The organism is Haemophilus sp. HMSC066D02 (assembly GCF_001810545.1).
In the GTDB taxonomy this organism is placed as follows: Bacteria; Pseudomonadota; Gammaproteobacteria; order Enterobacterales; family Pasteurellaceae; genus Haemophilus_D.
Genome location: NZ_KV801808.1, coordinates 21,974 through 47,868, shown reverse-complemented (window position 1 = coordinate 47,868; position 25,895 = coordinate 21,974). Strand labels below are relative to the sequence as shown.

Genomic DNA, 25,895 nt, shown 5'->3' with positions numbered 1-25,895 from the left:
ATGGAGTGGATTTCATGAAAAAATCATTTATTTTCATGCTAGCTTTATGTAGTGGATTGGCATTTGCCGATGCGCCGCAAGTTGCAAACAGCATTGATAAAACAGCAGAAAGTGTTGCACCAGCATTTACGAATCCTTATAAAGATGTTGGTAATATTCCTGTAACTTTCCCTAACCAACCACCACTTGTTCCACACAGCATTCGTGGTTTACAAGTGACGAAAAATGTTAACCAATGTTTAGGCTGTCACTCTCCAGAGGTTGCCCCAACAACGGGTGCACCTCGCGTACCTGAAAGCCATTTCTTAACACGTGACGGACAAAAAACAGAAGGCACTTCGCCACGTCGTTATTTCTGTTTACAATGCCACGTTCAACAAACTGACGTGAATCCAATTATTCAAAATAAATTTGAAACCATTCGTCAAATGCAAGGTAAATAAGGAGCTAAACCATGATTAAATCAAGCATTCAGAAAGTTTGCCGTTGGTTACGCTCTCCGAGCAAAATGGCAATTGGTGGAGTTATTTTATTAACTATCATTGGTACTATCGTTGGAACTAACCTGTTTAACGCAGGAATGGCGACAACCAATACAGAGCAATTCTGTTCAGACTGTCACACTAATGACGTTGTACCTGAGTACCAAGATTCAGTTCACTTTAGCAACCGTTCAGGTGTGAAAGCAATTTGTTCAGACTGTCACGTTCCACATGAATTCATTCCAAAAATGGTTCGTAAAATGCAGGCATCGACTGAAGTTTATGCATACTTTACAGGTAAAGTAGATACTAAAGAAAAATTCGAAAAACATCGTTTAGAAATGGCAGAACGCGAATGGGCGCGTATGAAAGCGAATAACTCACAAGAGTGCCGTAACTGCCATAACTTCAATGATATGGACTTTACTCAACAAAAAACTGTGGCACAACAAATGCACGCACTTGCACAGGAACAAAACAAAACCTGTATCGATTGTCACAAAGGTATTGCGCATAACCTTCCACACATGGAAAAAGTACAACAAAGCTTTATTCCAGCGGATATGTTAAAAGCAAATGAAAAACCAGCTGATAACAAAGATGCTAAATAATTTTGCAGCGAAATAATAAATCGGCACTCATTTTGAGTGCCGATTTTGTTTTTATTTCTTAAGGAAATCTTTATCAGATAATACCCTTAACGGTTGCATATCGCTATTTCCCATAATGACCAAACTCGGGTCTGAGCGTAAGCAGCTACCACCATAATGCCCCCCTACAGTGAAAGTACAGACCTGAACATATTGGTCTTCTACTTTTGGTAAACACCAAAGCTGCTGATAAATACTTTCCTGCTTATCAAAACGACCATCTGTGCTATCGAGTACAGATTTACACTCACCAATGAGCTTCACATTATCACCTCGACGGCCTGCAATTGGTTTTTGTGCATAACCATTTTTAACCAACTCTGGTGTCAGTTCAAATCCTGCTTCAAGTAAATACCGATGATTCGGGAATAATGACCATAATACAGGTAAGATCGCTTTATTACTTGGAATAGCAGTCCAAAGTGGCTCGTAAACTAAGACTTCCGGACGAAGTAACACGTCAATTAACCGCACTTTATCTTCTGGGTAGCCTGTACGAATTGGTGGTGCCACTTCCATGCCTGTCGCATCTTCACGAAGCTGCTCCAACATGGTTTCCCAGGCCCACGTTTTCCATACGGTTTTTACTTGGTTATCTTCATCATCAATTAAACGACCACGACTATCCCAATGTAATCCCTCTGTGCCATGAATGATTTTGGCTTTAAATCCGGCTTGGACCAATGCGTTACGCATAAACAATGAGTGGTAATCTTCTTCATCGTCATGATCTTGCATAATATGAACAAGCGGCGTCGCTTCACTATGTTTCCAGCAATCTGCTAACGCATTACGTAAGCCATCAGCAGGATTTTCACCAATATTCAATCCGCCTTGAATCGCCCATCGATTCATAAACTCACCGGCTTCCGCATGACAAGAGGCTGAATCTGCGTTGTATTCATACACTTTCAATCCACGACTATCCATACAGAAATCTAAACGCCCTGTAATGGTTTGATAACGGCGATTTTGCCAAGATAAACGTAAGCGAGGCCATAATAATTTTGGAATATTAAAATATTCTAATAACTTATCGTCTTTTAAGACTTTATCTGTGGCATGCAAATACATTAAATGCAATTCATTGGTTGCACGAATTAACTCATGTTGTGCTGTTTCAGATATCGTAAAATAGCGATATTGATCCGAATGGCTGACTTTATGCCCACCCATTGCTTTCACATATGCCGCTTCAAATTCGTTTTGCTCATTCAGCCATTTATGCTCAAACTGACCATTGTTTTCTATATGTTCAGCATGAATCTCAAGTTTCTCTTTTTCTGGTGTTGGCCGCGGCAGACTGTATTCGGTATCTTCTGTTTGGATCATCCAACCTAAAATTTCTGTATCATCAAAGGTATCATGCAGAAAATAACCACTTTCGGAAACCGTCATCGGTAATTCACGCGTCCATTGCTGCCCACTTGGTAAGCGAGAGTGAATCACGTTTTGCTCGGCAATGCGAATTTTATCTTCTAATACCTCGGTAATGATCGCCACATGCCCCGTATGCTTAAATTCACCGCCCTCCTGCCAAATTAACAATGCACCTGCTTCAGGCTTACGTTTACAACCATTTGCAAAGGCTTGTAAAGGTAATAAGGCATCATTCACCACTTGACGTAAAAATCGTAAAGAAAAGATCTCGTAAGCCATTCCTACATCAGTAAATACCATGCCATGGTTGAGATAGAGATAGCGACGTGCAAACTCCACACACTGCCATTTGTAGCCCATGTACTCTCTTCCTAAATAACTGCGAAAGGCAGCATCATCCGGATACTCTTTCTCATCGGCTGTATGATAATCTGATGAATAAATCGCAATCCCACCCGGTGCATAACCTAATAAACTTCCGAAAGGATCATGTGTACTAATATTGGCTGAACGTTCAGGCATAAAAACTCCCTGTTAAATAACTACTCGGAATAGTATAGATCTTTTGTCCAACTTTCCCCAAAAACTTTATGAAAGAAAGATGAAAAATTGAGTAAGTCATCATTAAAAAAGAAAAAGGCTGACATCTGCCAGCCTTAAAAATAAGTGTAAAAATGACCGCACTTTAGGTTATTTCACATACCAATGTGCTAGTAAAATCCCAGTATTTACCGCAATATTTAATCCTGCTTTTAATGGATTACTTAAAGAAAGACGCACATTCACATCTTGTTTATCACGAATATCATCCGTACTACCTTCACTCAATACTAACGCAACTTTCTCTGCAAACTTGAGTTGTTCCAACGCAATCCCTTGTTTATTGGTTGATACATGAATAATCTGATAGCCAGCCTTGCGTAAAGCCTCTAACGCAATTTCCGTACTTTCTGTTTCTAAAATACGAATATGTTCCATCCCGCCTTCAGCTACACGCATCGCAGCAGGCGCATAAAGCTGTTCAACTTGATTTGTCACCACATTTTTAATACCGTAGAAGGCGCAAGTACGCACAACGCCACCTAGGTTTTGCGCATTATTGACTTGATCTAGCACCACTAAGCAGTCTTCTTGACGCGGTACATCTAAATAACCTTGCAAAGAAAAAGTACGTTGTTTCTTCACTAACATACAAATGCCACCATGATGCTCGGTACCACTGACTAAACTTAGCTCATCGTTGTCCACCACGTGATACACTTTTTTATTTGCGGCTAAATAACTGAAAATCTCACCAATTCGATGCGCCATTTGCACCGTTGCCCATACGCGAATAATGCTCTCTGGACGTTCAGCAAACAATTCTAAGCACGCATTTTCACCATACACTTTCATTTCTTCAGCACGGTTCTTTTTAATTTTCTCCGGTGCTCGTGGTGATAATGCGCCTGTTTTCTTTTCTTTCGGTTTATAACTCACGCCCGTACTTTTCACCATTACTTTTACCGAGCCACTTTCACCATTGGCTTTATTTAATGAAAGTTCAGCAATTTTTGGTTCTCTCACTTCTTGCTGTTGGAAGTCTCGAGAAGGTTTACGATCATCCTTTTTTTTATCAAAGTGCGGTCGATTTCCCTCACGTTTTTCATTATTACGACGATCATCAAAGCGACGTTCTTTTTCATTAAATGCACGTTTTGGGCTACGCTCTTGAAAAGATTTGGTGGAATTTGTTTGGAATGATGGTTTGCGTGAATTGCTCATAATTTACTTCTCGAAGGAAAAATTGGATAATAATTCGCCAAAAAATGCGAAAATTTGTGAGCATTATAACGAAAAAAAACCTTTTTTCTATCAATCCACAAAGGAAATATTGTAAACTAGAGCATTAATTTTTAGTGTAGAGATCGATTATGTTAATCAATAAAGCTAAACGAGCAGAACAAAATTTAAAAAATTTGCCTTTTCTTCCTTTACAGGCTGAACAGGTTGAGTTTCTGTTTAGTCCGCTTGAATTCAAAGCACAAATTATAGAATTAATTCGCCAAGCTAAAAAACGTATTTACGTGACCGCACTTTATTGGCAAAAAGATGAAGCGGGACAAGAAATTCTCAATGAAATTTATCGCGTAAAACAAGATCATCCAGAATTGGATGTGAAAATTTTAGTGGATTGGCATCGTGGACAACGCAATTTACTCGGTGCAGAAAAATCTGCTACTAACGCTGATTGGTATTGTGAACAACGCCAAACCTATCAACTTCCCGATGAACCGAATATGTTCTTCGGTGTGCCCATTAATACCCGTGAAGTCTTCGGCGTGTTGCATATTAAAGGCTTTGTCTTTGACGATACCGTGCTTTATAGCGGCGCAAGCATCAATAACGTGTATTTACAACAACAAGATAAATACCGTTACGACCGCTATCAAAAAATCCATAATGCTGCATTGGCAGACTCTATGGTTAATTTCATCAATGATTATTTATTGGATTTCAGTGCGGTACATCCATTAGATGTGGCTAATCGCCCGCGCACCAAAGAAATTCGCAGTGCAATAAAAGCTTATCGTAAAAACTTATCTGCCCATGCGGAATATCAATTGGAAAGTGCGGTTGGTTTTTCAGATGTTTTAAGCATTTCACCACTTTTTGGTTTAGGTGCATCGGGCAATGAATTAAATCAAGTTATCGAAGATTTATTCTTGCAAGTGCAGGAAAAACTGGTGATTTGTACGCCTTATTTCAACTTCCCTCGCACGTTAAGAAGTAAGCTAGCACGCTTATTAGAACAAGGAAAACGTGTCGAAATTATTGTGGGTGATAAAGTCGCGAACGATTTCTATATTTCACCAGAGCAGCCATTTAAAATGGCAGGTGCATTGCCTTATTTATATGAAAGCAATCTTCGTCGTTTCTGCGAAAAATTTGATACTTACATTAAAAACGGCCATTTAACGGTGCGTTTATGGAAAGATGGCGATAACACTTATCACCTCAAAGGTGTTTGGGTGGACAACCAGTATATTCTTTTAACGGGGAACAACTTAAACCCGCGCGCATGGCGTTTAGATGCGGAAAATGGATTATTAATCCACGATCCAAAACAAGAACTTCTGTCTCAAGTGGAACAAGAATTGTCGCACATCCGCCAACATACCAAAGTATTGCAAGATTATTCTGAATTAGAAGAATTGACGCAATATCCTGAACCGGTGCAAAAACTGTTGAAGAAATTTGCTCGGATTCAAGCAGACAAATTAGTCAAAATGATTTTATAAACATAAAAAGAAGCCGACAAATGTCGGCTTCTTGCTTTGATCTTACGCAAAAACATCGGCTAACATTGCACAAGTGAAATAAGTTGTTATAATCGCCCAACTTTTTAATCTTATCGGAGAAATCAATGAACCCAATTTCTTATTGGCAACGCCTAAAAGTTGCATTTCAATATGTGATGCCACAAATCTATATGACACAAGCAGCAGGTTGGTTAGCTAAACAAAAATGGGGCGCAGTGACACATTTTGTGATTAAAGCGTTTGCAAAAAAATACAACATTGATATGAGCATTGCTGAAAAAGAAAAATTCAGTGATTACGCCAGTTTTAATGAATTCTTTATCCGTCCATTAAAAGAAAATGCACGACCAATTAACCAAAATCTAACCGCACTTTGTTGCCCTGCGGATGGCCGTGTAAGTGAATGTGGACACATTGATGATGATCGCCTATTACAAGCAAAAGGTCACTTCTTCAGCTTAAACGATTTATTAGCGGAAGATAAAGATTTAACCGAGACCTTTAAAAATGGGGAATTCGTCACCACTTATTTATCACCACGTGATTATCACCGTGTGCATATGCCATGTGATGGTACACTTCGCAAAATGATTTACGTACCGGGTGATTTATTCTCCGTCAATCCATTTTTAGCGAAACATGTGCCGAATCTCTTCGCACGTAATGAGCGTGTGATTTGTGTCTTCGATACTGAATTCGGTAGCATGGTACAAATCTTAGTAGGTGCAACAATCACTGCGAGTATCGGTACCGTTTGGGCTGGTGTCATTAACCCACCACGTCATAACGAAGTAAAAGTCTGGACTTATGAAGGTGAAAGTGCGGTTAAATTAAGCAAAGGTCAAGAAATGGGTTGGTTCCAACTTGGTTCTACCGTAATTAATTTATTCCAAGCTGGTCAAGTACAAATTGCCGATCATTTAAGTGTTGATGAACCTGTTCGCATGGGTGAAATCTTGGCATTGAAAAAATAGTTTTACAACAAAGGAAAAAACAATGACAGCTCAAATTTTTGAACAAGTAAAATTAGAAAGTATTTCTGAAAAAGGCAGCTACGGTATCGGTTTACAAATCGGTCAACAATTAGCAGATAGCCAAATGGATATTTCTGTTGAAGCGGTAGCAAAAGGCATTTTCGATGCATTAAACCGCAATCAACCCGCATTAGAAATTAATGATTTAATGCACTCTGTTCAAGCGCTTCAACAACAAGCGACTGAAGCACAACAAGCGCAATTTAAAGCGATTGAAGAAGAAGGTAAAAAATTCTTAGAAGAAAACGCGAAAAAAGCGGGCGTAAAAGTTACTAACAGCGGTTTACAATACGAAATTTTAACTGAAGGTAACGGTAACAAACCAGCTGCGACGGACAAGGTACGAGTTCACTACACGGGTACATTACCAGATGGTACCGTATTCGACAGCTCTGTTGCACGCGGTACGCCAGCTGAATTCCCTGTAAATGGCGTAATTCGTGGTTGGGTTGAAGCATTACAAATGATGCCTGTTGGTTCTAAATGGAAACTCACTATTCCACACGAATTGGCTTATGGTGAGCGCGGTGCAGGCGCATCTATCCCTCCATTCTCACCCTTAGTGTTTGAAGTCGAATTACTCGATATCCTTTAAAACAAAAAGTGCGGTTAAAACTAACCGCACTTTTTTATTCTTCGTCGTCTTCGCTATAACGATCATCATCGTCATAATCATAGGTTAAGATCGCATCCTCATCGTACCCCTCTATATCAACCTGAACGCCGTTTGAGCCAGCATCAAATCCATTAAACCATGCGGTTCTCAGCTCTTCAGGTACGCGTCGGCCACAAAAGTTAATTCGTTTATTCAGTTGAGATTGACTTTGTGCTTGGAAATCTTTCCCGACACGATAACCATCTAAATACCAGTCATCTTTATCGTGACAAGCCGTCGTATTTAAACGTTTTACGTGCTTACTCACTGAAATGGGGCTACGATGCTTTACATAATAGCCCTGCGTACAAGCACTTAATAGCCCAACAGCTAAAACGGTTGCTATTAATCTCATGTTGTCTCCTTTTACTACTTAATATCGGGCTATTGCCCTTTTTATGGTTTTATAGACCGACAAAATAAAAGGAAGGTTCAGAAAATATGAGAGATCCGATTTCTATTGCAGGCTATAGCACAATCATATCATCACGATGTAGCGCAACTGCACCGTACTCATAACCAAGAATTTGCTCAATATCTTGAGATTTTTTCCCTTTGATTAATTCTAAGGCATCGCTGTTATAACGAGGCATACCGAGTGCAATCACTTTACCTGAGGTATTCTTAATTTTGACGACTTCACCGCGTGAAAAACGCCCTTCCACAGCCGTAATCCCTGCAGGCAGCAACGATTTATTCTGTACTAACATAGCATTTTCAGCACCTTCATCAATCGTCAGCATTCCTGCTGATGGTGCGGCAAATAACCACTGCTTACGGCTTTCTAGACGATCTGAATGATGCGCAATAAATTTGGTGCCAATTGGTTTATCGTAGGCTAAATCCACAATCACATCAGGTCGGCTACCTGGCGCAATAATTGTTTCTATACCTGAACGCGTTGCCACATCTGCCGCAATTATTTTTGTACTCATCCCGCCAGTACCAAGATTTGTACCGCTACCGCCTGCAATCGAACGAATATGATCGGTAATTTGCTCAACCACAGGAATTAATTTCGCATCTGGATTTTTACGAGGATCGCTTTCGTATAAACCTTGTTGATCTGTTAATAAATAAAGTTGTTCCGCTTGCACTAAAATCGCGACTAGCGCCGATAAATTATCGTTATCCCCTACTTTAATCTCAGCCGTTGCCACCGCATCATTCTCGTTAATCACTGGAATAATGTGATTGTCCAACAGCGCATGTAATGTATCGCGCGCATTTAAAAAACGTTCACGATCTTCAATATCGGCACGAGTTAATAAAATTTGTCCAATATGAATATCATAAATTGCAAATAATTTTTCCCAGGCTTGAATCAGTTGACTCTGCCCTACTGCAGCTAAAAGCTGCTTTGACGCAATGGTTGGAGGAAGTTGAGGATGATTTAAATAATGTCGTCCAGCAGCAATCGCCCCTGATGTCACAATCACGACACGAAAACCCGCTTGATGAAGTTGTGCAATCTGGCGAACAATATCGACCATGTGAGGAGCATTCAATTTTGGGGAACCATGTGTTAATGTGCTAGTACCAAATTTTACGACGATTGTTTTGCGATTTGCCGACATAGTTTATCCTCAGTGAAAAAATAGAAAAGTGCGGTTAAATTAGCACTAAAATTAATAAAAATCACGAAAAATCCAACCTCATATACAGATTTTGTGAATAGCTATGATATAATGCAAAAAAATAAAAATAGGATAGAAAATATGATATTAAGTTTGATCGTTGCGACAACAAAAAATAACGTCATCGGAAAAGATAATCAAATGCCTTGGCACTTACCTGCCGATTTAGCCTGGTTTCGTAAAAATACCACGGGCAAACCGGTAATTATGGGACGTAAAACCTTTGAAAGCATTGGTCGCCCACTGCCGAAACGTACCAATATTGTCCTTTCACGTACCCCTTACGAACATGAAGGTGTCATCTGGAAAGAGAATTTTGAAAGTGCGGTCGATTTTGTCAAAAAATTTGATGAAATTATGTTAATTGGCGGCGAGTTATATAAACAATATTTACCTAAAGCAGATAAACTATACCTCACGCAAATTCAAGCTGACATTGATGGCGATACGTTCTTTCCTGAAATTAATTGGGCAGAATGGAACATCGAGTTTGAAGAATATCGTCAAGCAGATGCAGATAATCCTTATGATTGTCGTTTTTTAATTTTGCAACGTAAGAAAAATAAACTAAAAGCCTAATCTAAGCATATAAAAATCGGGCTAAAACAATGATTGTTTTAGCCCGATTTCTTTTGTTTTAAATAACCTTTAAAAGATTATTCTAAGCGTTTAGCCATTTCTAACCAATCTGCTTTAAATTCACGACGCATATTGTTGATTGCATCAATAATATCATGGTGAACTAATTTTTCATTTTGAATACCCACACAGTAGCCACCTTTACCCTGTAGCAATATATCTACCGCATATACGCCCATACGTGAGCCTAAAATACGGTCGAAGGCACAAGGTGAACCACCACGTTGAATATGGCCTAATACGGTTGCACGGGTTTCATGACCTACACGAGCTTCAATTTCACGAGCGAGAGAATGCACGTCAGTGATTAACTCTGTAATCGCAATAATCGCATGACGTTTTCCGCGAATAATACTACGCTCAATTTGGCGGATTAATTCTTCACGATTAAATTCCATTTCAGATGCCACAATATATTCACAACCACCGGCAATACCTGCAGAAATAGTCAAGTCACTACAGTGACGACCCATGATTTCCACGATAGAAATACGTTGGTGAGAACTTGAAGTGTCACGCAAACGGTCAATCGCATCCACCGCTGTTTGTAGTGCGGTTTCATAACCGATTGTGTAATCTGTTCCAGCCACATCGTTATCAATTGTGCCAGGGATACCTACGCAAGGGAAACCATGTTCTTCAGTAAGCAATTTTGCCCCCATGTAAGAACCGTCACCACCGATAACAACTAAAGCATCGATACCGTGAGAACGTAAAATTTCTGCACATTTTTCACGTACTGCAGGATCTTTAAATTCAGGGAAACGCGCTGAGCCTAAGAATGTACCGCCACGGTTAATAATATCGGACACACTATAACGGTTTAACTGTTTGATTTTATTGTTATATAGACCTTGATAACCGTCATAAATTCCAAATACTTCAAGCCCTTCTGCAAGAGCTGCACGAACAACGCCACGGATGGCAGCATTCATACCTGGTGCATCACCACCACTGGTTAATACAGCAATTTTTTTAATCATATTTACCTACTTTGAACTCTAAGAATAATTGGCGTCAAGATTACACCATCCATTATTTCTGCTCTAGAAAAATTTTTAAAATTTACGTGGAATTTGATCTAGTATAAGTTTTAGTGATGGAAAGCACTTTCACATTTCCAAGAAAGATCGGCTTTTTGTAATGTTTTGCTTTCCTTCGCCACCAAATACTTTTGTAAGTTTTTCACAATCTTTACTGTGTTTAAACGCTGAAATTTCTTACCTTGTTCCACTTTTTGGGAATATTGATATTGCACAAAACCACAACGTGGCACATTTTTGCCCTTAGCAATATCCACTTGCCAAGATGGATTTTGTTCTGTCGGAGCATAAATGACATAACCATTTAACTCAGTAGCGGGCTTTTTTGGATTCGTTGAATTCGCAAGAATTTTGAAATCTGTCACGCCTAAATTACGATATACCTTCTCACGCAATGCCACACGTTGCTCAATAGAACGGGATAAATCACGATCAAGCAACACTTCAATTTGAGATTGCCAATTTTCTAAGGTATCTGGCTCGGCAAGATAAACATAGCGCGCAATCGTATCCAAATCTTGGCTTGCAGTAAGTTTATAAGTTTTGCCGTTGTACTCAATTTTTTCAGGAGTTTGAAGCTGACTCACTTTTGCCGCACAACCTGAGAGTAAAAGTGCGGTCAATATAACCAGGATTTTATTCATTGATATCTCGCTTAAATACAAATTCTTTTTCAGTTGAGGATGTCGCATCAAACCAATAACCACCAAGGTCAAACTCTTTCAGTTGTTCAACACGTTCCAAACGATTTTGAATGATAAAACGACACATTAAACCACGGGCTTTTTTCGCATAAAAGCTGACCACTTTGTATTTACCATTCTTATTATCTAAGAAAACAGGCTTCACAATCTGTGCCTCTAATTGGCTTTCTTTCACTGATTTATAGTATTCATCGGAGGCTAAATTGATCAAAATACGATCACCTTGCTCATCAAGCGCTTGTTGCACGGATTGAGTGATGATGTTGCCCCAAAAAGCATAAAGATCTTTCCCTTTGGGATTCGCTAATTTCGTACCCATTTCTAAGCGGTAAGGTTGCATTAAATCAAGAGGTTTTAATAAGCCATATAAACCAGAAAGCATACGTAAATGGCGTTGAGCGAATAGCACATCTTCATCAGATAAGCTATCCGCATCCAAACCGGTGTAAACATCACCTTTGAATGCCCAAATGGCTGCGCGTGAATTTTTTTCGTTGTGAGATTTTGTCCATTCTGCAAAACGAGCCACATTTAAACCTGCAAGCTTGTCGCTGATAGACATTAAGGAAGAAAGATCTTGGGGAGATAATTGACGACAGATTTCAATCAGTTGCTCACTATAATCCGTCAAGTGCGGTTGAGAAACAGGAAGATTTCTGACCGCACTTTCAAAATCTAAGGTTTTTGCCGGGGAAATAATGGCTAACATAGGTTCTCCTTTCTAAAACTGAACCGTATCTTAGCACAGGATAGCCTCCTTACTCTACCCCGTTTATGCTATCCGCTTATAGAGTCCATTCTCATTGACGATTAAGTCTTGTAACTCCAAATCTAATAACTGTACTAAAAGGAAATCCACCGGTAAATTCAATGCAACCGATAAATCATCAAGACTTATGGGTGTATAACTGATATGCTGATAAAGTTCAGGATGACTTGGTTCCACGGCTAGTGTTTTTGCTGTGAGTGGTTGAGCTATCGGCTTATTAATTTGCGTATTATGTACTGGAGGCTGAAAAACAACGCTGTGATTGAGGCTATCTAAAATATCTTTGACATTTTCCACCAACATCGCCCCTTGCTTAATCAGTTTATGGCAGCCTTGACTGTATTCACTTTGAATATTCCCTGGTAAGGCAAAAATATCGCGATTTTGTTCTAAAGCATAGCGTGCTGTAATCAATGAACCGCTTTTCTCTGTGGCTTCAATGACTAATGTTCCTAATGAAAGCCCGCTAATAATGCGATTACGACGAGGAAAATTTTCAGCAATCGGTGCTTGCGTAGGGATAAATTCAGAAACTAATGCCCCGTTATTTTCGATAATTTGCTCGGCTAATCGGCGATGTTTAGCGGGGTAAATGTGATCTAATCCGCTGCCCAATACGGCAATGGTCTGCCCTTGAATATCCACCACCGCCTGATGGCTAAATCCATCGATACCTACAGCCAACCCACTCGTCACCGTTAATCCTGCGAGAGAAAGCTCTGTCGCAAAATATTTTGCCCAATATTCCCCATAAGCGGAGCAATAACGACTTCCAACCATGGCGATTTGCTGTGCTGAAAGTGCGATCAGATTACCTTTCACAAATAATAAGGGCGGAAAGCCACTAATTTGTTTGAGTAAAAAAGGATAGTCATCTGAAAAACAGTGTATTAAATGATGGCCTTCTTTTTCTGCCCAGCTCAAAGCAGGTTCAATAAATTTCATTTCTGGCTGAAACCAACGACGAATCTGCAAAGCCTCCCAACCCATTTGTTGAAATGCCACTTCATCATAATTTAACAATTCTTCTATATTCACATGGGCTAGAATTTGTTGAATTCGCACACTGCCTAATTTGGGTATTTGTGACAACCGCAATAAAATCGACGCAAAATCGCTCATTTATTCTCTCCTTTAAAAAGAGAATTATGACGAGATTAGTGTCAAAAAATGAAAATTTTGTCTTAATTCTGCGATTCAGATCGCAAAAAGCGAAAAAATTTTAGAAAAAATCTGCATACCAGAAACAAGGAATAAAACAGAACAAAAATGGCTTCTTAAAAGCCATTTTTAGAGATAAATTTCGAACAATGGTTTATATTTAGAGAAATAAACTTTTAAGATTATGGTGAGATATTCATTTTAGATATAAATCACTGATAAATGATTTGACAGCAAAATTTTTATCCGTAATATGGTCAGCGTTTTACAGAATTTTTTACAGGATTATCTTTTTATGTACCAAGCTGTGTCTTTATCTCTCAATCTCCTGCTCTCACATTCTTTGTGCGGCTAAGTTGTGGATAAAAAACACCTTTATGTAAAAAATCTATTATCAACCCGCACTTTTAAAATTGCGGGTTTTTTCGTTTTAAAATCACGGTAAAAATGACCGCACTTTGAGTGATAAAAGAAGGAAAATACTATGACAGATCGCGTTATTATTTTTGATACCACCTTGCGTGATGGCGAACAAGCGTTAAAAGCAAGCTTAACCGTTAAAGAGAAATTACAGATTGCTTTAGCCCTTGAACGTCTAGGCGTGGATGTGATGGAAGTCGGTTTCCCGGTTTCCTCTCAAGGTGATTTTGAATCCGTTCAAACCATTGCACGCCATATCAAAAATAGTCGTGTTGCGGCACTTTCCCGTGCGGTAATTAAAGATATTGATGCGGCAGCTGAAGCCTTAAAAGTGGCAGAAGCGTTTCGTATCCATACATTTATTGCAGTTTCAGCATTACACGTTGAAGCCAAATTAAAACGTACCTTTGACGATGTCGTTGAAATGGCTGTGGCAGCAGTAAAACATGCACGTAACTATACTGACGATGTAGAATTTTCTTGCGAAGATGCAGGACGTACCGGTATCGACAATATTTGTCGTATTGTTGAAGCGGCAATTAATGCAGGTGCAACAACTGTGAATATTCCTGACACTGTTGGTTTCTGCTTACCTAATCAATTCGGCAATATTATTGCTGAAGTACGTAACCGCGTACCAAATATCGATAAAGCTGTGATTTCCGTACATTGCCACAATGACTTGGGTATGGCAACGGCTAACTCCTTAACCGCTGTACAAAATGGTGCACGCCAAATTGAATGTACTATCAACGGCATTGGTGAACGTGCGGGTAACACTTCACTTGAAGAAGTGGTGATGGCAATGAAAGTGCGTCAAGAATTCATGGGCGTGGATACACGTATCAACACACAAGAAATCCACCGTGTTAGCCAAATGGTGAGTCAACTTTGTAATATGCCAATCCAACCGAATAAAGCGATTGTAGGTTCAAATGCTTTCGCACATTCATCCGGTATTCACCAAGATGGTATGTTAAAAAACCAAAATACCTACGAAATCATGTCACCAGAAACTATCGGCTTGAAGAAAGAGAAATTAAACTTAACCGCACGTTCTGGTCGCGCAGCAGTAAAAGGCCACATGGCAGATATGGGCTACACCGAACAAGATTACGATTTAGATAAATTGTATGAAGCTTTCTTAAAATTGGCAGACAAAAAAGGCCAAGTGTTCGATTATGACTTGGAAGCGTTAGCGTTTATCGACATGCAACAAGGTGATGAAGATCGTTTAGTATTAGATAAACTTTCTGCACACTCCACTAAAGAATATCCAGCAACTGCATTTGTTCAAGTGGAATTGGATGGCAATAAATTAAGTACCTCTTCTATCGGTGGTAATGGTCCGGTTGATGCGGTTTACAATGCTATCTTGAATTTAACCGGCTTAGATATCAAAATGTCCCACTATAACTTAACCGCAAAAGGCGAAGGTGCTGAAGCGTTAGGTCAGGTGGATATCGTGGTTGAACACGAAGGTCGTAAATTCCATGGTGTTGGTTTAGCAACAGACATCGTTGAGTCTTCTGCACTTGCTTTAGTTCATGCAATTAATGCCATTTATCGTGCGCATAAAGTTGCCGATATTAAAAGCCACAAACATCATTAATCTATCCAATCTCCCTTTTACTTAAAAGGGGAGAAAATGTGAAAAAAATTAACCGCACTTTGGTGTGACTGAAATAGGAAAAACAATATGCAATCATATAACATCGCTGTTCTACCGGGAGACGGTATTGGTCCAGAAGTGATGGCTGAAGCCATTAAAGTATTAAACAAAGTCCAAGAAAAATTCGGGTTCAAACTTAACTTCAATGAATTTTATGTGGGTGGTGCCGCAATTGATAATTGTGGTTGCCCATTACCAGCCGAAACCTTAAAAGGTTGTGATGAGGCTGATGCGATTTTGTTTGGCTCTGTAGGTGGCCCAAAATGGACAAATTTACCACCGGATCAACAACCTGAACGCGGTGCATTATTACCATTGCGTAAACATTTCAAATTATTCTGTAATCTTCGCCCTGCTACCCTTTATAAAGGACTCGAAAAATTCTGTCCATTACGTGCTGATATTGCAGCAAAAGGGTTTGATATGGTGGTTGTACGTGAATTAACTGGCGGGATTTATTTCGGTCAGCCTAAAGGCCGTGAAGGTGAAGGTGCACAAACCAAAGCATTCGATACTGAAGTTTATTACAAATATGAAATCGAACGCATTGCACGTGCGGCTTTTGATGCGGCAATGAAACGTCGTAAACATGTGACTTCTGTGGATAAAGCGAACGTATTACAAGCTTCAATCTTATGGCGTGAAACTGTGACTGAAGTGGCGAAAGATTACCCTGAAGTCACCTTAGATCATATTTATATCGACAATGCGACCATGCAGTTAATCAAAGCGCCTGAATCTTTCGATGTACTCCTCTGCTCTAACATTTTCGGTGATATTATTTCTGATGAAGCCGCGATGATCACCGGCTCTATGGGCATGTTACCATCTGCTAGCTTAAATGAAGAAGGTTTCGGCTTATATGAACCAGCAGGTGGTTCTGCACCAGATATCGCAGGCAAAGGCATTGCTAACCCAATCGCACAAATTCTTTCTGCCGCGATGATGTTGCGTTACAGCTTCAACTTAAATGATGCTGCAGATGCCATTGAAAATGCCGTGCAAAAAGTCTTAGCAAGTGGTCACCGTACGGGTGATTTAGCCGATGACTCTGCCCCTGTTTCAACGGCGGAAATGGGTACATTAATCGCTAACGCAATCTAATAAAAAACAATTAAAGTGCGGTTTAAAAACACCCTAAAATTTGACCGCACTTGCTACTCTAACGAATTGAGAAAAATTATGGCAAAAACTCTTTACGAAAAATTATTCGATGCCCACGTGGTATACGAAGCTGAAGGCGAAACGCCGATTTTGTATATTAACCGTCATTTAATCCATGAAGTGACCAGTCCACAAGCCTTTGATGGTCTACGTGTGGCAGGCCGCCAAGTGCGTCAAGTCAGTAAAACTTTCGGCACTATGGATCACAGTATTTCTACTCAAGTACGCGACGTGAACAAACTTGAAGGCCAAGCGAAAATTCAAGTATTGGAACTTGAAAAAAACACGAAAGCGACTGGTATTCAATTATTCGACATGACCACCAAAGAACAAGGTATCGTGCATGTCATGGGACCTGAACAAGGCTTAACCTTACCGGGCATGACTATCGTTTGTGGTGACTCCCATACCGCCACTCATGGTGCATTCGGTGCTTTGGCATTTGGTATTGGTACATCCGAAGTAGAACACGTATTAGCCACCCAAACCTTAAAGCAAGCCCGCGCAAAAAATATGAAAATTGAAGTGCGTGGCAAAGTAGCGCCAGGCATTACCGCAAAAGACATTATTCTTGCCATCATCGGTAAAACAACCATGGCTGGCGGTACAGGCCATGTGGTGGAATTTTGCGGCGAAGCGATTCGTGATCTTTCTATGGAAGGCCGTATGACCGTTTGTAATATGGCGATTGAAATGGGCGCGAAAGCCGGCTTAATCGCACCAGATGAAACCACTTTCGAATACTTAAAAGGTCGTCCACATGCACCAAAAGGTAAAGATTGGGATGATGCCGTTGCTTATTGGAAAACCTTAAAATCCGATGATGATGCAAAATTTGACACAGTCATCACGTTAGAAGCCAAAGACATTGCACCACAGGTAACTTGGGGAACAAACCCAGGCCAAGTAATCGGTATCGATCAGCCAGTGCCAAATCCAGCAGAAATGACCGATCCCGTAACTCGTGCTTCAGCAGAAAAAGCGTTGAATTATATCGGTTTAGAACCGAATACTGATTTAAAAGATATCCCTGTAGATCAAGTGTTTATCGGTTCTTGTACTAATGCTCGTATCGAAGATTTACGTGCCGCAGCAGCTGTCATGAAAGGCCGTAAAAAAGCCAACAATGTAAAACGTATTTTAGTGGTACCAGGTTCTGGTTTAGTGAAAGAACAAGCAGAAAAAGAAGGCTTGGATAAAATCTTTATCGAAGCGGGCGCTGAATGGCGTAATCCAGGCTGTTCAATGTGTTTAGGGATGAACGATGACCGTTTAGGTGAATGGGAACGCTGTGCTTCTACATCAAACCGTAACTTTGAAGGTCGCCAAGGCCGTAATGGGCGTACCCATTTAGTAAGTCCTGCGATGGCAGCGGCAGCGGGAATGTTCGGTAAATTCGTTGATATTCGTGATGTCACATTAAACTAAGGAGCAGAAAATGGCAGGATTTAAACAACTTTCAGGCTTAGTAGTGCCATTGGATGCAGCAAACGTGGATACGGATGCGATTATTCCAAAACAATTTTTACAAGCCATTACCCGCGTAGGTTTCGGCAAACACTTATTCCATGAATGGCGTTATTTGGATGTAGAAGGCACCAAGCCAAATCCAGATTTCGTATTGAATTATCCACAATATCAAGGTGCGACCATTTTATTAGCACGTAAAAACCTTGGTTGCGGTTCTTCTCGTGAACACGCGCCTTGGGCATTAGCCGATTACGGTTTCAAAGTGATGATCGCACCAAGTTTTGCGGATATTTTCTACAACAACAGCTTAAATAACCACATGTTACCGATTCGTTTAAGCGAAGAAGAAGTGGAAGAAATTTTCCAATGGGTGTGGGCAAATGAAGGCAAACAAATCCATGTGGATTTGGAAGCGATGACGGTCACTGTAGGTGACAAAGTCTATCACTTTGAACTGGATGAATTCCGCCGTCATTGTTTGTTAAACGGCTTGGATAACATCGGTTTGACGTTACAACATGAAGATGCCATCAGTGAATACGAAAAAAATATTCCGGCATTTTTACGTTAATCTGTTTTTTTACTCGGACAGCAAATATTGCTAACCATTCGGCGGACAAATTGTCCGCCTTTCTTTTTGAAAACATTCCATTTTTTTACCGCACTTTCTCCCCTTTTATTTGACAGTATCCATGCTTATCCCTATTATTCCGACCAATATTGATTGATTTTAAAAAGAGCTGTCTATGTCACATAATCAAACCGAATTACTGAAAAAATCCCTCGCTGAACGCATCCTTATTTTAGATGGTGCAATGGGGACGATGATCCAAAAATATAAACTCACCGAGGCTGATTTTAGAGGCGAGCGTTTTAAAGAAAGTGCGGTGGATTTACGTGGCAATAATGACTTGCTCACCTTAACCCAACCGCTGCTAATTTCTGCGATTCATGAGAAATACTTACAAGCGGGCGCCGATATTATTGAAACCAATACTTTCAGTTCTACCACCATTGCGCAAGCGGATTATGATTTACAGTCTATTGCCTACGAACTGAATTTTGCAGGCGCAAAGCTAGCGCGTTTGGCCGCTGATAAATACAGCACGCCAGAAAAACCTCGCTTTGTCGCGGGTGTGTTGGGGCCAACCAACCGTACAGCCTCTATTTCTCCAGATGTAAATGACCCGGGGTTCCGTAATGTCACTTTTATGGAACTGGTCGATGCCTATGCTGAAGCAACCAAAGGCTTAATTGAAGGTGGCGCTGATTTAATCATGATCGAAACCATTTTCGACACGTTAAACGCAAAAGCCGCCATTTTTGCGATTGAAACGGTATTTGAAGAATTAAGCGTGGAATTGCCGATTATGATTTCCGGCACCATTACCGATGCGTCTGGCCGTACCCTTTCAGGGCAAACCACCGAAGCGTTCTACAACTCGCTTCGTCACGCTAAACCACTAACGTTCGGTTTGAACTGTGCGCTAGGCCCGAAAGAACTTCGCCAGTATGTTGAACAACTATCTAAAATCAGCGAAACCTATGTTTCCGTCCACCCAAATGCAGGCTTACCAAATGCCTTTGGTGGCTATGATCTAGGTGCTGAAGAGATGGCTGCACACCTTAAAGAATGGGCTGAAAGTGGCTTTTTGAACATTGTCGGTGGTTGTTGTGGTACGACGCCAGAGCATATCAAAGCCTTTGCCGATGCAATGCAAGGTATTGCACCACGTAAATTGCCTGAAATTAAAACCGCAATGCGTTTATCCGGCTTAGAGCCACTCAATATTGATGATGAAAGCCTATTCGTGAACGTGGGTGAACGTAATAACGTGACAGGTTCGGCGAAATTCAAACGCTTAATTAAAGAAGACAAATTTGCTGAAGCCATTGAAATTGCTATTGACCAAGTGGAAAACGGGGCACAAGTGATCGATGTGAACATGGACGAAGCCTTGCTCGACGGCAAAAAATGCATGACCCGTTTCCTCAATATTATGGCGACCGAACCAGATGCAGCCAAAGTGCCAGTCATGATCGACTCATCTAAATGGGAAGTAATTGAGGCAGGTTTGCAGTCGGTACAAGGTAAACCGATTGTGAACTCTATTTCGTTGAAAGAAGGCGAAGAAATCTTTGTCGAACACGCTAAACTGGTGCGTAAATACGGCGCAGCCGTAGTGGTTATGGCATTCGATGAAGTGGGACAAGCCGATACCGAAGATCGCAAAGTAGAAATCTGTACCCGTGCCTATAACATTTTAGTCAATCAACTTGGTTTCCCACCAGAAGATATTATTTTCGACCCGAACATTTTCGCCATTGGTACGGGGATTGAAGAACACAACAACTACGGCGTGGATTTCATCAATGCCACTGGTCGCATTAAACGCGCCCTACCACACGCAAAAATCTCGGGCGGGGTGTCGAATGTCTCCTTCTCATTCCGGGGTAATAACGTGATGCGTGAAGCCATTCACGCCGTCTTCCTCTATCATGCCATCAAGCAAGGCATGGATATGGGGATTGTGAATGCGGGGCAACTTGCGATTTATGACGATCTCGATCCTGAATTACGTGAAATTGTGGAAGATGCAGTATTAAACCGCAGCCCAGATGCGACTGAAAAACTACTCGATATTGCAGAAAAATATCGCAATCAAGGCAACGATGAAAGTGCGGTCGATTCTGTCGCAGAATGGCGCACTTGGTCTGTGGAAGAACGTTTAAAACACGCACTTGTGAAAGGGATTACCACTTACATTGTGGAAGATACGGAAGAAGCCCGCCAAACCTTACCAAGCCCATTAGATGTGATTGAAGGCCCGTTGATGGCAGGCATGGACGTAGTCGGCGATTTATTCGGTGACGGTAAAATGTTCCTGCCACAAGTGGTGAAATCTGCACGCGTGATGAAACAATCCGTGGCGTATTTAGAGCCGTTTATCAACGCCACCAAACAAAAAGGTTCAAGCAACGGTAAAGTGGTGATTGCGACTGTAAAAGGCGACGTGCACGATATCGGTAAAAACATCGTAAGCGTAGTGATGCAATGTAATAACTTTGAAGTGATTGACTTGGGCGTGATGGTGCCGGCGGACAAAATTATTCAAACCGCTATTGATGAAAAAGCAGACATCATCGCGTTAAGTGGTTTAATTACCCCTTCTCTAGATGAGATGGAATATTTCTTGGGTGAAATGACTCGCTTGGGCTTAAATCTGCCTGTGATGATTGGCGGTGCGACCACCTCTAAAGAACATACAGCAATTAAACTTTATCCAAAATATAAAGAACACGGTGTATTTTATACTTCTAACGCCTCCCGTGCGGTGACGGTGTGTGCGACATTAATGAATCCTGAAAGCCGTGCGGCATTGTGGGAACAATTCAAGAAAGATTATGAGAAAATTCAGCAATCTTTCTCTAACCGTAAACCACTGCGTAAACAGCTCAGCATTGAAGAGGCTCGCGCAAACCGTTTTGATGGCTTTAGTGGTGAATGGGCAGATTACGCGCCGCCAACACCAAACCAAACTGGCATTGTGGAATTTAAAAACGTACCGATTGCCACATTACGTAAATTTATCGACTGGTCACCATTCTTCCGCATTTGGGGTTTAATGGGTGGTTACCCTGATGCCTTTGATTACCCAGAAGGTGGCGAAGAAGCACGCAAAGTATGGAATGATGCACAAGTAGTTTTAGATGAATTAGAGCAAAACCACAAGCTCAACCCAAGCGGTATTTTAGGTATTTTCCCTGCGGAACGTGTGGGCGATGATGTCGTGATTTTCGCTGATGAAGAACGTACACAACAAATTGGCACGGCCTATGGATTACGTCAACAAACCGAACGTGGTAAAAACAGTAAAAGCCCGTTTAACTTTGCTTTAAGTGACTTTATTGCTGATCGCGAAAGTGGCAAAAAAGACTGGATGGGTATGTTCGCCGTCTGTGCGGGTATTGAAGAAATGGAATTAGTGGAAGGCTATAAAGCGGCAGGCGATGACTACAACGCGATCTTGCTACAAGCGGTGGGCGACCGCTTAGCGGAAGCCATGGCAGAATACCTGCACTTTGAGCTTCGCACCCGCATTTGGGGCTACACGCAAGAAGAATTTGATAATCAAGGTTTAATCAATGAAAACTATGTCGGCATCCGCCCTGCACCGGGTTATCCAAGCTGCCCTGAGCATACAGAAAAAGCCTTGATTTGGGATTTATTGGAAGTCGAACAACGCATCGGCATGAAACTCACCGAAAGCTACGCCATGTGGCCGGCAGCTTCCGTCTGCGGTTGGTACTTCACCCACCCTGCAAGTAACTATTTCACTTTAGGTCGCATTGATGAAGACCAAGCTCAAGATTATGCCAAACGTAAAGGTTGGGATGAGAGAGAGATGATGAAATGGTTGGGTGTGGCGATGAAGTAAAATTCTATTATAGTTCCCTATTTTCTGTATGGGTATTTATTCTATCGTTAGCTAATAAGAGATTCATATGTTTAAATTATTTAAGAGCAAATCGAAAGAAATAACAATATTAAAAAACGATGAGGAACAAAACTCCAAATTACTTAACTATAATTTTGATGCTGATAAATATATTGAAGCGTATTATTCAAAATTCGAGAAATTTGGTTTAAACAAGGAAAAAGAAAGAGTTAAATTAAAGTCACTACATTACTCTATTTTTAACTTAGATGAAAAACCTCTGTTAAGTTTTCTGTCTATATCTCTACTTCCAGAAAAAGTAAGAGAATGTTTCTTATCTGAATTTATAGAAACTTGCATTCAAAAAGTTACTGATATAGATGATCTAGATGAAGTTTGTAAAAGATTGCATTTATCCAAATCATTATCTCAAAAATATCTAAACTATTATTTTAATCGTTCTATCCAAGAATTATTTGAAAGTGGAAATATTGAATGCATAGATGAATCCAATTTTTTACTACAAAAAAATGAATTTATTGCTATTGAATTTTCTTGTAATAGCGTTACTAAAAAAACAAAAACAGAATATACATCAGGAAGGGCAGGAGCAAATGTTAGAGTAGCAAAAGGCCTATGGATAAATATAGGTAAAACAAAAGGATACTCAGAAAAAATAGAATATCTAGAACATAAATCTGAAGGCATGCTTTCATTTACAAATAAAAGAATTGTATTTTCAGGATCTAATGATGCATTCAGTATAAAAACTAAAGATATTATTAATGTTGATGTAAATAATAAAATGATTTATTTTTATACTAATAGAAAAAATCCTTATATTGTAGTTCCTGAGATTGAATTAACTAATGAAACACTAAGAGCTATAATTAATTGGAGCTTAAAACAAAATTAATTTGCCATATCTCTACAATGGCTCACTTATCCCAAAGTGAGCCAAATTTCTATAAAAACTTCCTCAAAATCAGCAGCACTTTGACTCCCCCTTGCACAATCCCCAATTTTCGCTATCATATTCCCTTTCTCATTCACTCTACTCTCGGAACTTTATCGATGAATAAATTCAAAATAGCATTACTCACGGCTGCATTCGTAGGGTTGTTTGCTTGTACCACAACACAACAACCAAAGAAAACCGTTAAAACTCGATACCTTAAAAATAACATTAGCCAAGCGGAATTAAATAATCCGAAAGATTACAAGCGTTATTACTATTCTTGCCGTAATTCAGAAACGGGTTCAAATTCTTATTTAACCACTTACTTCCCGCTTTCAAGAGAAAGCCGCATGAAAGATAACTTTGGAATTTATTTCCAATTAGATGGTGGAAAAGCGGTGCCGTTTGATCATGTGGAAAATCGTACCTTAAATGCACGTGGAAATCGCTTTGAAGTGATTTATCGCTCTTATGAGCCGATTGATGGAAGCCATGTGGATCTGATTGCGCGCGAGCATAATTCGGTGTATTACAAAAACAATCAAGGCATGAGAACAGCTTGGTTAAATTGTCGAGAAGGCTAATTCTCACTGAAAGTGCGGTCATTTTTAGACGCATTTTTCGAAACAAAAAAGCACGAGGTTAAACTCGTGCTTTTTCTTTTTTATTTCAATTATGCTTTTGCTTGTGCGCGTTTCACGAAAATGACTGAAAGCGTGAATGCCACCACAAATGAAATCACCATACCAATGCTGTACATCGCAAGGCTATCTGGTTTGATCGATGGGATACCTAAGAAGCCTGCTGCGCCTAATGCAATGGCTTTTACATTAAAGAATGCGATAAAGGCACTTGCAAGGCCTGAACCAATCATCGCCGCAAAGAAAGCCTGACGATAGCGTAAGTTCACTCCGAACATCGCCGGTTCAGTAATCCCTAATAATGCAGAGATACCCGATGGCACCGCTAAACCACGTACTTTTGGATCTTTTAATGCCACTGCCACACCTAAACAGGCCGCACCTTGTGCGATGTTTGACATTGCGGCGATTGGGAAAATAAAGGTACCACCTGTATTTGCCATTTCAGCCAATAATTGTGTTTCAACTGCAATGAAGGTTTGGTGCATACCCGTAATAACAATTGGTGCATAGAATGCCCCGAAGATCGCACCGCCCACGAAACCTAAGGTGTCATATAACCAAGTTAAACCTGATGCAATTAATGAACCCGCTTCACGACCGATTGGACCAATGACGGTAAACGCTAAGAAGCCTGCAATAAAGAGCGAGAATAATGGGGTAATCAGGTTATCTAAGTAAGAAGGGACAAATTTACGGAAGGTTTTTTCTAAGGTTGCTAATACCCAAGCAGAAACTAATGTTGGGATAACCGTGCCTTGATAGCCGACTTTTTCAATTTCAAGACCGAATACATTCCAGTATTGGATTTTGCCTTGAGCAAGGGTTAATGCGTAGTTCCAACCGTCTGCTAATGCAGGGTGAACCAACAACATCCCAAGCGCTGCCCCTAAGAATGGGTTACCGCCGAATTTACGGGTCGCAGAGAAACCAAGTAATACCGGTAAGAACACAAACGGTGCGTTCGCGATGGTATTAATGAAGTCCACCAAATCCGCAAGACCTGGGTGCATATCAATCACGCTTAATTCATCAACGAAGAAACCTTTCGCTGTAAGCATGGAGTGAATACCCATTAACAAACCGCCTGCGACGATTGCCGGAATGATTGGCACGAAAATATCCGCTAAGCCTTTCACCAAACGTTGCAATAAGTTTTGATTGTCTGACGCCGCTTCTGCCACTTCGGCTTTGCTCACATCGCCGATACCAAGCAATTTGGTAAGTTCAGCATGGACTTTATTCACTGTGCCAGAACCGAAGATAATTTGATATTGACCCGCGACAGCAAACTGCCCTTTCACGCCTTCAATGTTATCAATACCTTCTTTGTCCACTTTGCTTTCATCGTTTAACACAATACGTAAACGCGTTGCGCAATGTGCTGCTGTGGCGATGTTGTCTTTACCGCCAAGTTTATCAATCACTTGTTGGGCGATTTGAGGGAAGTTCATAGTGCTCTCCTAATGGGTTTCTAAAAAAAGAAATTGACCGATTGTAACTAAAACGGGGGATAATAACTAGCGGTCTAAACAAATTTTAGGCGAAAAAAAACCGACTTGATTAAGTCGGTTTATAGTTGGTGCTCTGAGCGAGACTTGAACTCGCACGACCTGCGGCCACTACCCCCTCAAGATAGCGTGTCTACCAATTCCACCACCAGAGCGTTTATTCT

General features: G+C 40.5%; 22 protein-coding genes and 1 tRNA gene. 13 read left to right on the top strand and 10 right to left on the bottom strand.

Translation table 11 applies throughout. The features are described 5' to 3' along the window. Positions 1-14 precede the first annotated feature (14 nt). Together HMPREF2750_RS05650 and HMPREF2750_RS05645 are read left to right on the top strand one after the other, a co-directional pair. The gene (locus tag HMPREF2750_RS05650; protein WP_049367909.1) at positions 15-443 is read left to right on the top strand and encodes a nitrate reductase cytochrome c-type subunit; all 429 of its coding nucleotides are present in this window, start codon (positions 15-17) and stop codon (positions 441-443) included. A gap of 11 nt (positions 444-454) precedes the next feature. Further along, positions 455-1,093, top strand: a complete 639-nt coding sequence (locus tag HMPREF2750_RS05645; protein WP_070583006.1) for a NapC/NirT family cytochrome c — start codon at positions 455-457, stop codon at positions 1,091-1,093. Between the two features lie 51 nt (positions 1,094-1,144). Here HMPREF2750_RS05645 and gss read toward each other — a convergent pair whose 3' ends face one another. Then, complete coding sequence (gene gss, locus HMPREF2750_RS05640; RefSeq protein WP_070583005.1) at positions 1,145-3,034, bottom strand: bifunctional glutathionylspermidine amidase/synthase; 1,890 nt, start codon at positions 3,032-3,034, stop codon at positions 1,145-1,147. 168 nt (positions 3,035-3,202) lie between these two features. Then, positions 3,203-4,276: a tRNA/rRNA methyltransferase gene (locus tag HMPREF2750_RS05635; RefSeq protein WP_070583004.1), complete on the bottom strand. Its 1,074-nt coding sequence runs from the start codon at positions 4,274-4,276 to the stop codon at positions 3,203-3,205. A gap of 149 nt (positions 4,277-4,425) precedes the next feature. On the opposite strand from HMPREF2750_RS05635, the gene pssA reads away from it, so the two are divergent. The 3 genes from pssA (at position 4,426) to HMPREF2750_RS05620 (ending at position 7,443) form a co-directional block, all read left to right on the top strand. Next, on the top strand, positions 4,426-5,793 hold the full coding sequence (gene pssA / locus HMPREF2750_RS05630) for a CDP-diacylglycerol--serine O-phosphatidyltransferase (protein ID WP_070583003.1): 1,368 nt from the start codon (positions 4,426-4,428) through the stop codon (positions 5,791-5,793). Between the two features lie 125 nt (positions 5,794-5,918). Further along, positions 5,919-6,788 carry an archaetidylserine decarboxylase gene (gene asd, locus HMPREF2750_RS05625; RefSeq protein WP_070583002.1) on the top strand — a complete coding sequence of 290 codons (870 nt, stop codon included), beginning with the start codon at positions 5,919-5,921 and terminating at the stop codon, positions 6,786-6,788. Positions 6,789-6,810: 22 nt separating this feature from the next. Continuing rightward, a complete protein-coding gene (locus HMPREF2750_RS05620) occupies positions 6,811-7,443 on the top strand; it encodes a BamJ family beta-barrel-assembly machinery protein (RefSeq protein WP_070583001.1) in 633 nt (210 codons plus the stop codon). Positions 7,444-7,477: 34 nt separating this feature from the next. Here the strand turns inward: HMPREF2750_RS05620 and HMPREF2750_RS05615 are convergent, their stop codons facing one another. Together HMPREF2750_RS05615 and proB are read right to left on the bottom strand one after the other, a co-directional pair. Further along, positions 7,478-7,858 (bottom strand): hypothetical protein, encoded by a 381-nt coding sequence (locus HMPREF2750_RS05615; RefSeq protein ID WP_049365632.1) that lies wholly within the window; start codon positions 7,856-7,858, stop codon positions 7,478-7,480. 112 nt (positions 7,859-7,970) lie between these two features. Beyond that, positions 7,971-9,080: a glutamate 5-kinase gene (gene proB, locus HMPREF2750_RS05610; RefSeq protein ID WP_070583000.1), complete on the bottom strand. Its 1,110-nt coding sequence runs from the start codon at positions 9,078-9,080 to the stop codon at positions 7,971-7,973. A gap of 141 nt (positions 9,081-9,221) precedes the next feature. Between proB and folA the strand changes: the two genes are divergently transcribed. Continuing rightward, on the top strand, positions 9,222-9,719 hold the full coding sequence (folA, locus tag HMPREF2750_RS05605; RefSeq protein WP_070582999.1) for a type 3 dihydrofolate reductase: 498 nt from the start codon (positions 9,222-9,224) through the stop codon (positions 9,717-9,719). Positions 9,720-9,796: 77 nt separating this feature from the next. On the opposite strand, the gene pfkA is transcribed toward folA, so the two are convergent. The 4 genes from pfkA to dprA all read right to left on the bottom strand — a co-directional run bounded on the left by pfkA (position 9,797) and on the right by dprA (position 13,417). Next, on the bottom strand, positions 9,797-10,762 hold the full coding sequence (gene pfkA, locus HMPREF2750_RS05600) for a 6-phosphofructokinase (protein WP_070582998.1): 966 nt from the start codon (positions 10,760-10,762) through the stop codon (positions 9,797-9,799). A gap of 110 nt (positions 10,763-10,872) precedes the next feature. After that, positions 10,873-11,466, bottom strand: a complete 594-nt coding sequence (locus tag HMPREF2750_RS05595) for a hypothetical protein (protein ID WP_070582997.1) — start codon at positions 11,464-11,466, stop codon at positions 10,873-10,875. Then, positions 11,459-12,235, bottom strand: coding sequence for a peroxide stress protein YaaA (yaaA, locus tag HMPREF2750_RS05590; protein ID WP_070582996.1), 777 nt, complete (start codon positions 12,233-12,235; stop codon positions 11,459-11,461). The genes HMPREF2750_RS05595 and yaaA overlap by 8 nt, the downstream gene beginning before the upstream one ends. Before the next feature lie 63 nt (positions 12,236-12,298). Then, positions 12,299-13,417: a DNA-processing protein DprA gene (dprA, locus tag HMPREF2750_RS05585; protein ID WP_070582995.1), complete on the bottom strand. Its 1,119-nt coding sequence runs from the start codon at positions 13,415-13,417 to the stop codon at positions 12,299-12,301. A 523-nt stretch (positions 13,418-13,940) separates the two neighbouring features. Here dprA and leuA point away from each other — a divergent pair. The 7 genes from leuA (at position 13,941) to HMPREF2750_RS05550 (ending at position 24,163) form a co-directional block, all read left to right on the top strand. Continuing rightward, the gene (gene leuA / locus HMPREF2750_RS05580; RefSeq protein WP_070582994.1) at positions 13,941-15,488 is read left to right on the top strand and encodes a 2-isopropylmalate synthase; all 1,548 of its coding nucleotides are present in this window, start codon (positions 13,941-13,943) and stop codon (positions 15,486-15,488) included. 87 nt (positions 15,489-15,575) lie between these two features. Further along, complete coding sequence (gene leuB / locus HMPREF2750_RS05575; protein WP_070582993.1) at positions 15,576-16,652, top strand: 3-isopropylmalate dehydrogenase; 1,077 nt, start codon at positions 15,576-15,578, stop codon at positions 16,650-16,652. Between the two features lie 78 nt (positions 16,653-16,730). Next, on the top strand, positions 16,731-18,140 hold the full coding sequence (gene leuC, locus HMPREF2750_RS05570) for a 3-isopropylmalate dehydratase large subunit (protein WP_070582992.1): 1,410 nt from the start codon (positions 16,731-16,733) through the stop codon (positions 18,138-18,140). 10 nt (positions 18,141-18,150) lie between these two features. Then, complete coding sequence (leuD, locus tag HMPREF2750_RS05565; protein ID WP_005696826.1) at positions 18,151-18,753, top strand: 3-isopropylmalate dehydratase small subunit; 603 nt, start codon at positions 18,151-18,153, stop codon at positions 18,751-18,753. A gap of 175 nt (positions 18,754-18,928) precedes the next feature. Then, the gene (gene metH / locus HMPREF2750_RS05560; protein ID WP_070582991.1) at positions 18,929-22,621 is read left to right on the top strand and encodes a methionine synthase; all 3,693 of its coding nucleotides are present in this window, start codon (positions 18,929-18,931) and stop codon (positions 22,619-22,621) included. A 67-nt stretch (positions 22,622-22,688) separates the two neighbouring features. Then, complete coding sequence (locus HMPREF2750_RS05555) at positions 22,689-23,537, top strand: hypothetical protein (RefSeq protein ID WP_070582990.1); 849 nt, start codon at positions 22,689-22,691, stop codon at positions 23,535-23,537. Positions 23,538-23,695: 158 nt separating this feature from the next. Next, the gene (locus HMPREF2750_RS05550; protein ID WP_049356256.1) at positions 23,696-24,163 is read left to right on the top strand and encodes a hypothetical protein; all 468 of its coding nucleotides are present in this window, start codon (positions 23,696-23,698) and stop codon (positions 24,161-24,163) included. A gap of 89 nt (positions 24,164-24,252) precedes the next feature. Here the strand turns inward: HMPREF2750_RS05550 and HMPREF2750_RS05545 are convergent, their stop codons facing one another. Both HMPREF2750_RS05545 and HMPREF2750_RS05540 read right to left on the bottom strand, forming a co-directional pair. Beyond that, positions 24,253-25,674 carry a sucrose-specific PTS transporter subunit IIBC gene (locus HMPREF2750_RS05545; RefSeq protein ID WP_070582989.1) on the bottom strand — a complete coding sequence of 474 codons (1,422 nt, stop codon included), beginning with the start codon at positions 25,672-25,674 and terminating at the stop codon, positions 24,253-24,255. Between the two features lie 126 nt (positions 25,675-25,800). Beyond that, positions 25,801-25,886 (bottom strand) — tRNA-Leu (locus HMPREF2750_RS05540). Positions 25,887-25,895: the final 9 nt, after the last annotated feature.

Excerpts from the sequence above, each read along its gene's own strand:
- HMPREF2750_RS05550 (WP_049356256.1), top strand. The coding sequence starts at position 23,696 with ATGAATAAATTCAAAATAGCATTACTCACGGCTGCATTCGTAGGGTTG.
- pfkA (WP_070582998.1), bottom strand. The coding sequence starts at position 10,762 with ATGATTAAAAAAATTGCTGTATTAACCAGTGGTGGTGATGCACCAGGT.
- pssA (WP_070583003.1), top strand. The coding sequence starts at position 4,426 with ATGTTAATCAATAAAGCTAAACGAGCAGAACAAAATTTAAAAAATTTG.
- leuC (WP_070582992.1), top strand. The coding sequence starts at position 16,731 with ATGGCAAAAACTCTTTACGAAAAATTATTCGATGCCCACGTGGTATAC.
- HMPREF2750_RS05555 (WP_070582990.1), top strand. The coding sequence starts at position 22,689 with ATGTTTAAATTATTTAAGAGCAAATCGAAAGAAATAACAATATTAAAA.
- folA (WP_070582999.1), top strand. The coding sequence starts at position 9,222 with ATGATATTAAGTTTGATCGTTGCGACAACAAAAAATAACGTCATCGGA.
- asd (WP_070583002.1), top strand. The coding sequence starts at position 5,919 with ATGAACCCAATTTCTTATTGGCAACGCCTAAAAGTTGCATTTCAATAT.
- HMPREF2750_RS05650 (WP_049367909.1), top strand. The coding sequence starts at position 15 with ATGAAAAAATCATTTATTTTCATGCTAGCTTTATGTAGTGGATTGGCA.
- gss (WP_070583005.1), bottom strand. The coding sequence starts at position 3,034 with ATGCCTGAACGTTCAGCCAATATTAGTACACATGATCCTTTCGGAAGT.
- dprA (WP_070582995.1), bottom strand. The coding sequence starts at position 13,417 with ATGAGCGATTTTGCGTCGATTTTATTGCGGTTGTCACAAATACCCAAA.
- leuA (WP_070582994.1), top strand. The coding sequence starts at position 13,941 with ATGACAGATCGCGTTATTATTTTTGATACCACCTTGCGTGATGGCGAA.
- leuB (WP_070582993.1), top strand. The coding sequence starts at position 15,576 with ATGCAATCATATAACATCGCTGTTCTACCGGGAGACGGTATTGGTCCA.
- HMPREF2750_RS05620 (WP_070583001.1), top strand. The coding sequence starts at position 6,811 with ATGACAGCTCAAATTTTTGAACAAGTAAAATTAGAAAGTATTTCTGAA.
- proB (WP_070583000.1), bottom strand. The coding sequence starts at position 9,080 with ATGTCGGCAAATCGCAAAACAATCGTCGTAAAATTTGGTACTAGCACA.
- HMPREF2750_RS05595 (WP_070582997.1), bottom strand. The coding sequence starts at position 11,466 with ATGAATAAAATCCTGGTTATATTGACCGCACTTTTACTCTCAGGTTGT.
- yaaA (WP_070582996.1), bottom strand. The coding sequence starts at position 12,235 with ATGTTAGCCATTATTTCCCCGGCAAAAACCTTAGATTTTGAAAGTGCG.
- HMPREF2750_RS05645 (WP_070583006.1), top strand. The coding sequence starts at position 455 with ATGATTAAATCAAGCATTCAGAAAGTTTGCCGTTGGTTACGCTCTCCG.
- leuD (WP_005696826.1), top strand. The coding sequence starts at position 18,151 with ATGGCAGGATTTAAACAACTTTCAGGCTTAGTAGTGCCATTGGATGCA.
- HMPREF2750_RS05635 (WP_070583004.1), bottom strand. The coding sequence starts at position 4,276 with ATGAGCAATTCACGCAAACCATCATTCCAAACAAATTCCACCAAATCT.
- metH (WP_070582991.1), top strand. The coding sequence starts at position 18,929 with ATGTCACATAATCAAACCGAATTACTGAAAAAATCCCTCGCTGAACGC.
- HMPREF2750_RS05615 (WP_049365632.1), bottom strand. The coding sequence starts at position 7,858 with ATGAGATTAATAGCAACCGTTTTAGCTGTTGGGCTATTAAGTGCTTGT.
- HMPREF2750_RS05545 (WP_070582989.1), bottom strand. The coding sequence starts at position 25,674 with ATGAACTTCCCTCAAATCGCCCAACAAGTGATTGATAAACTTGGCGGT.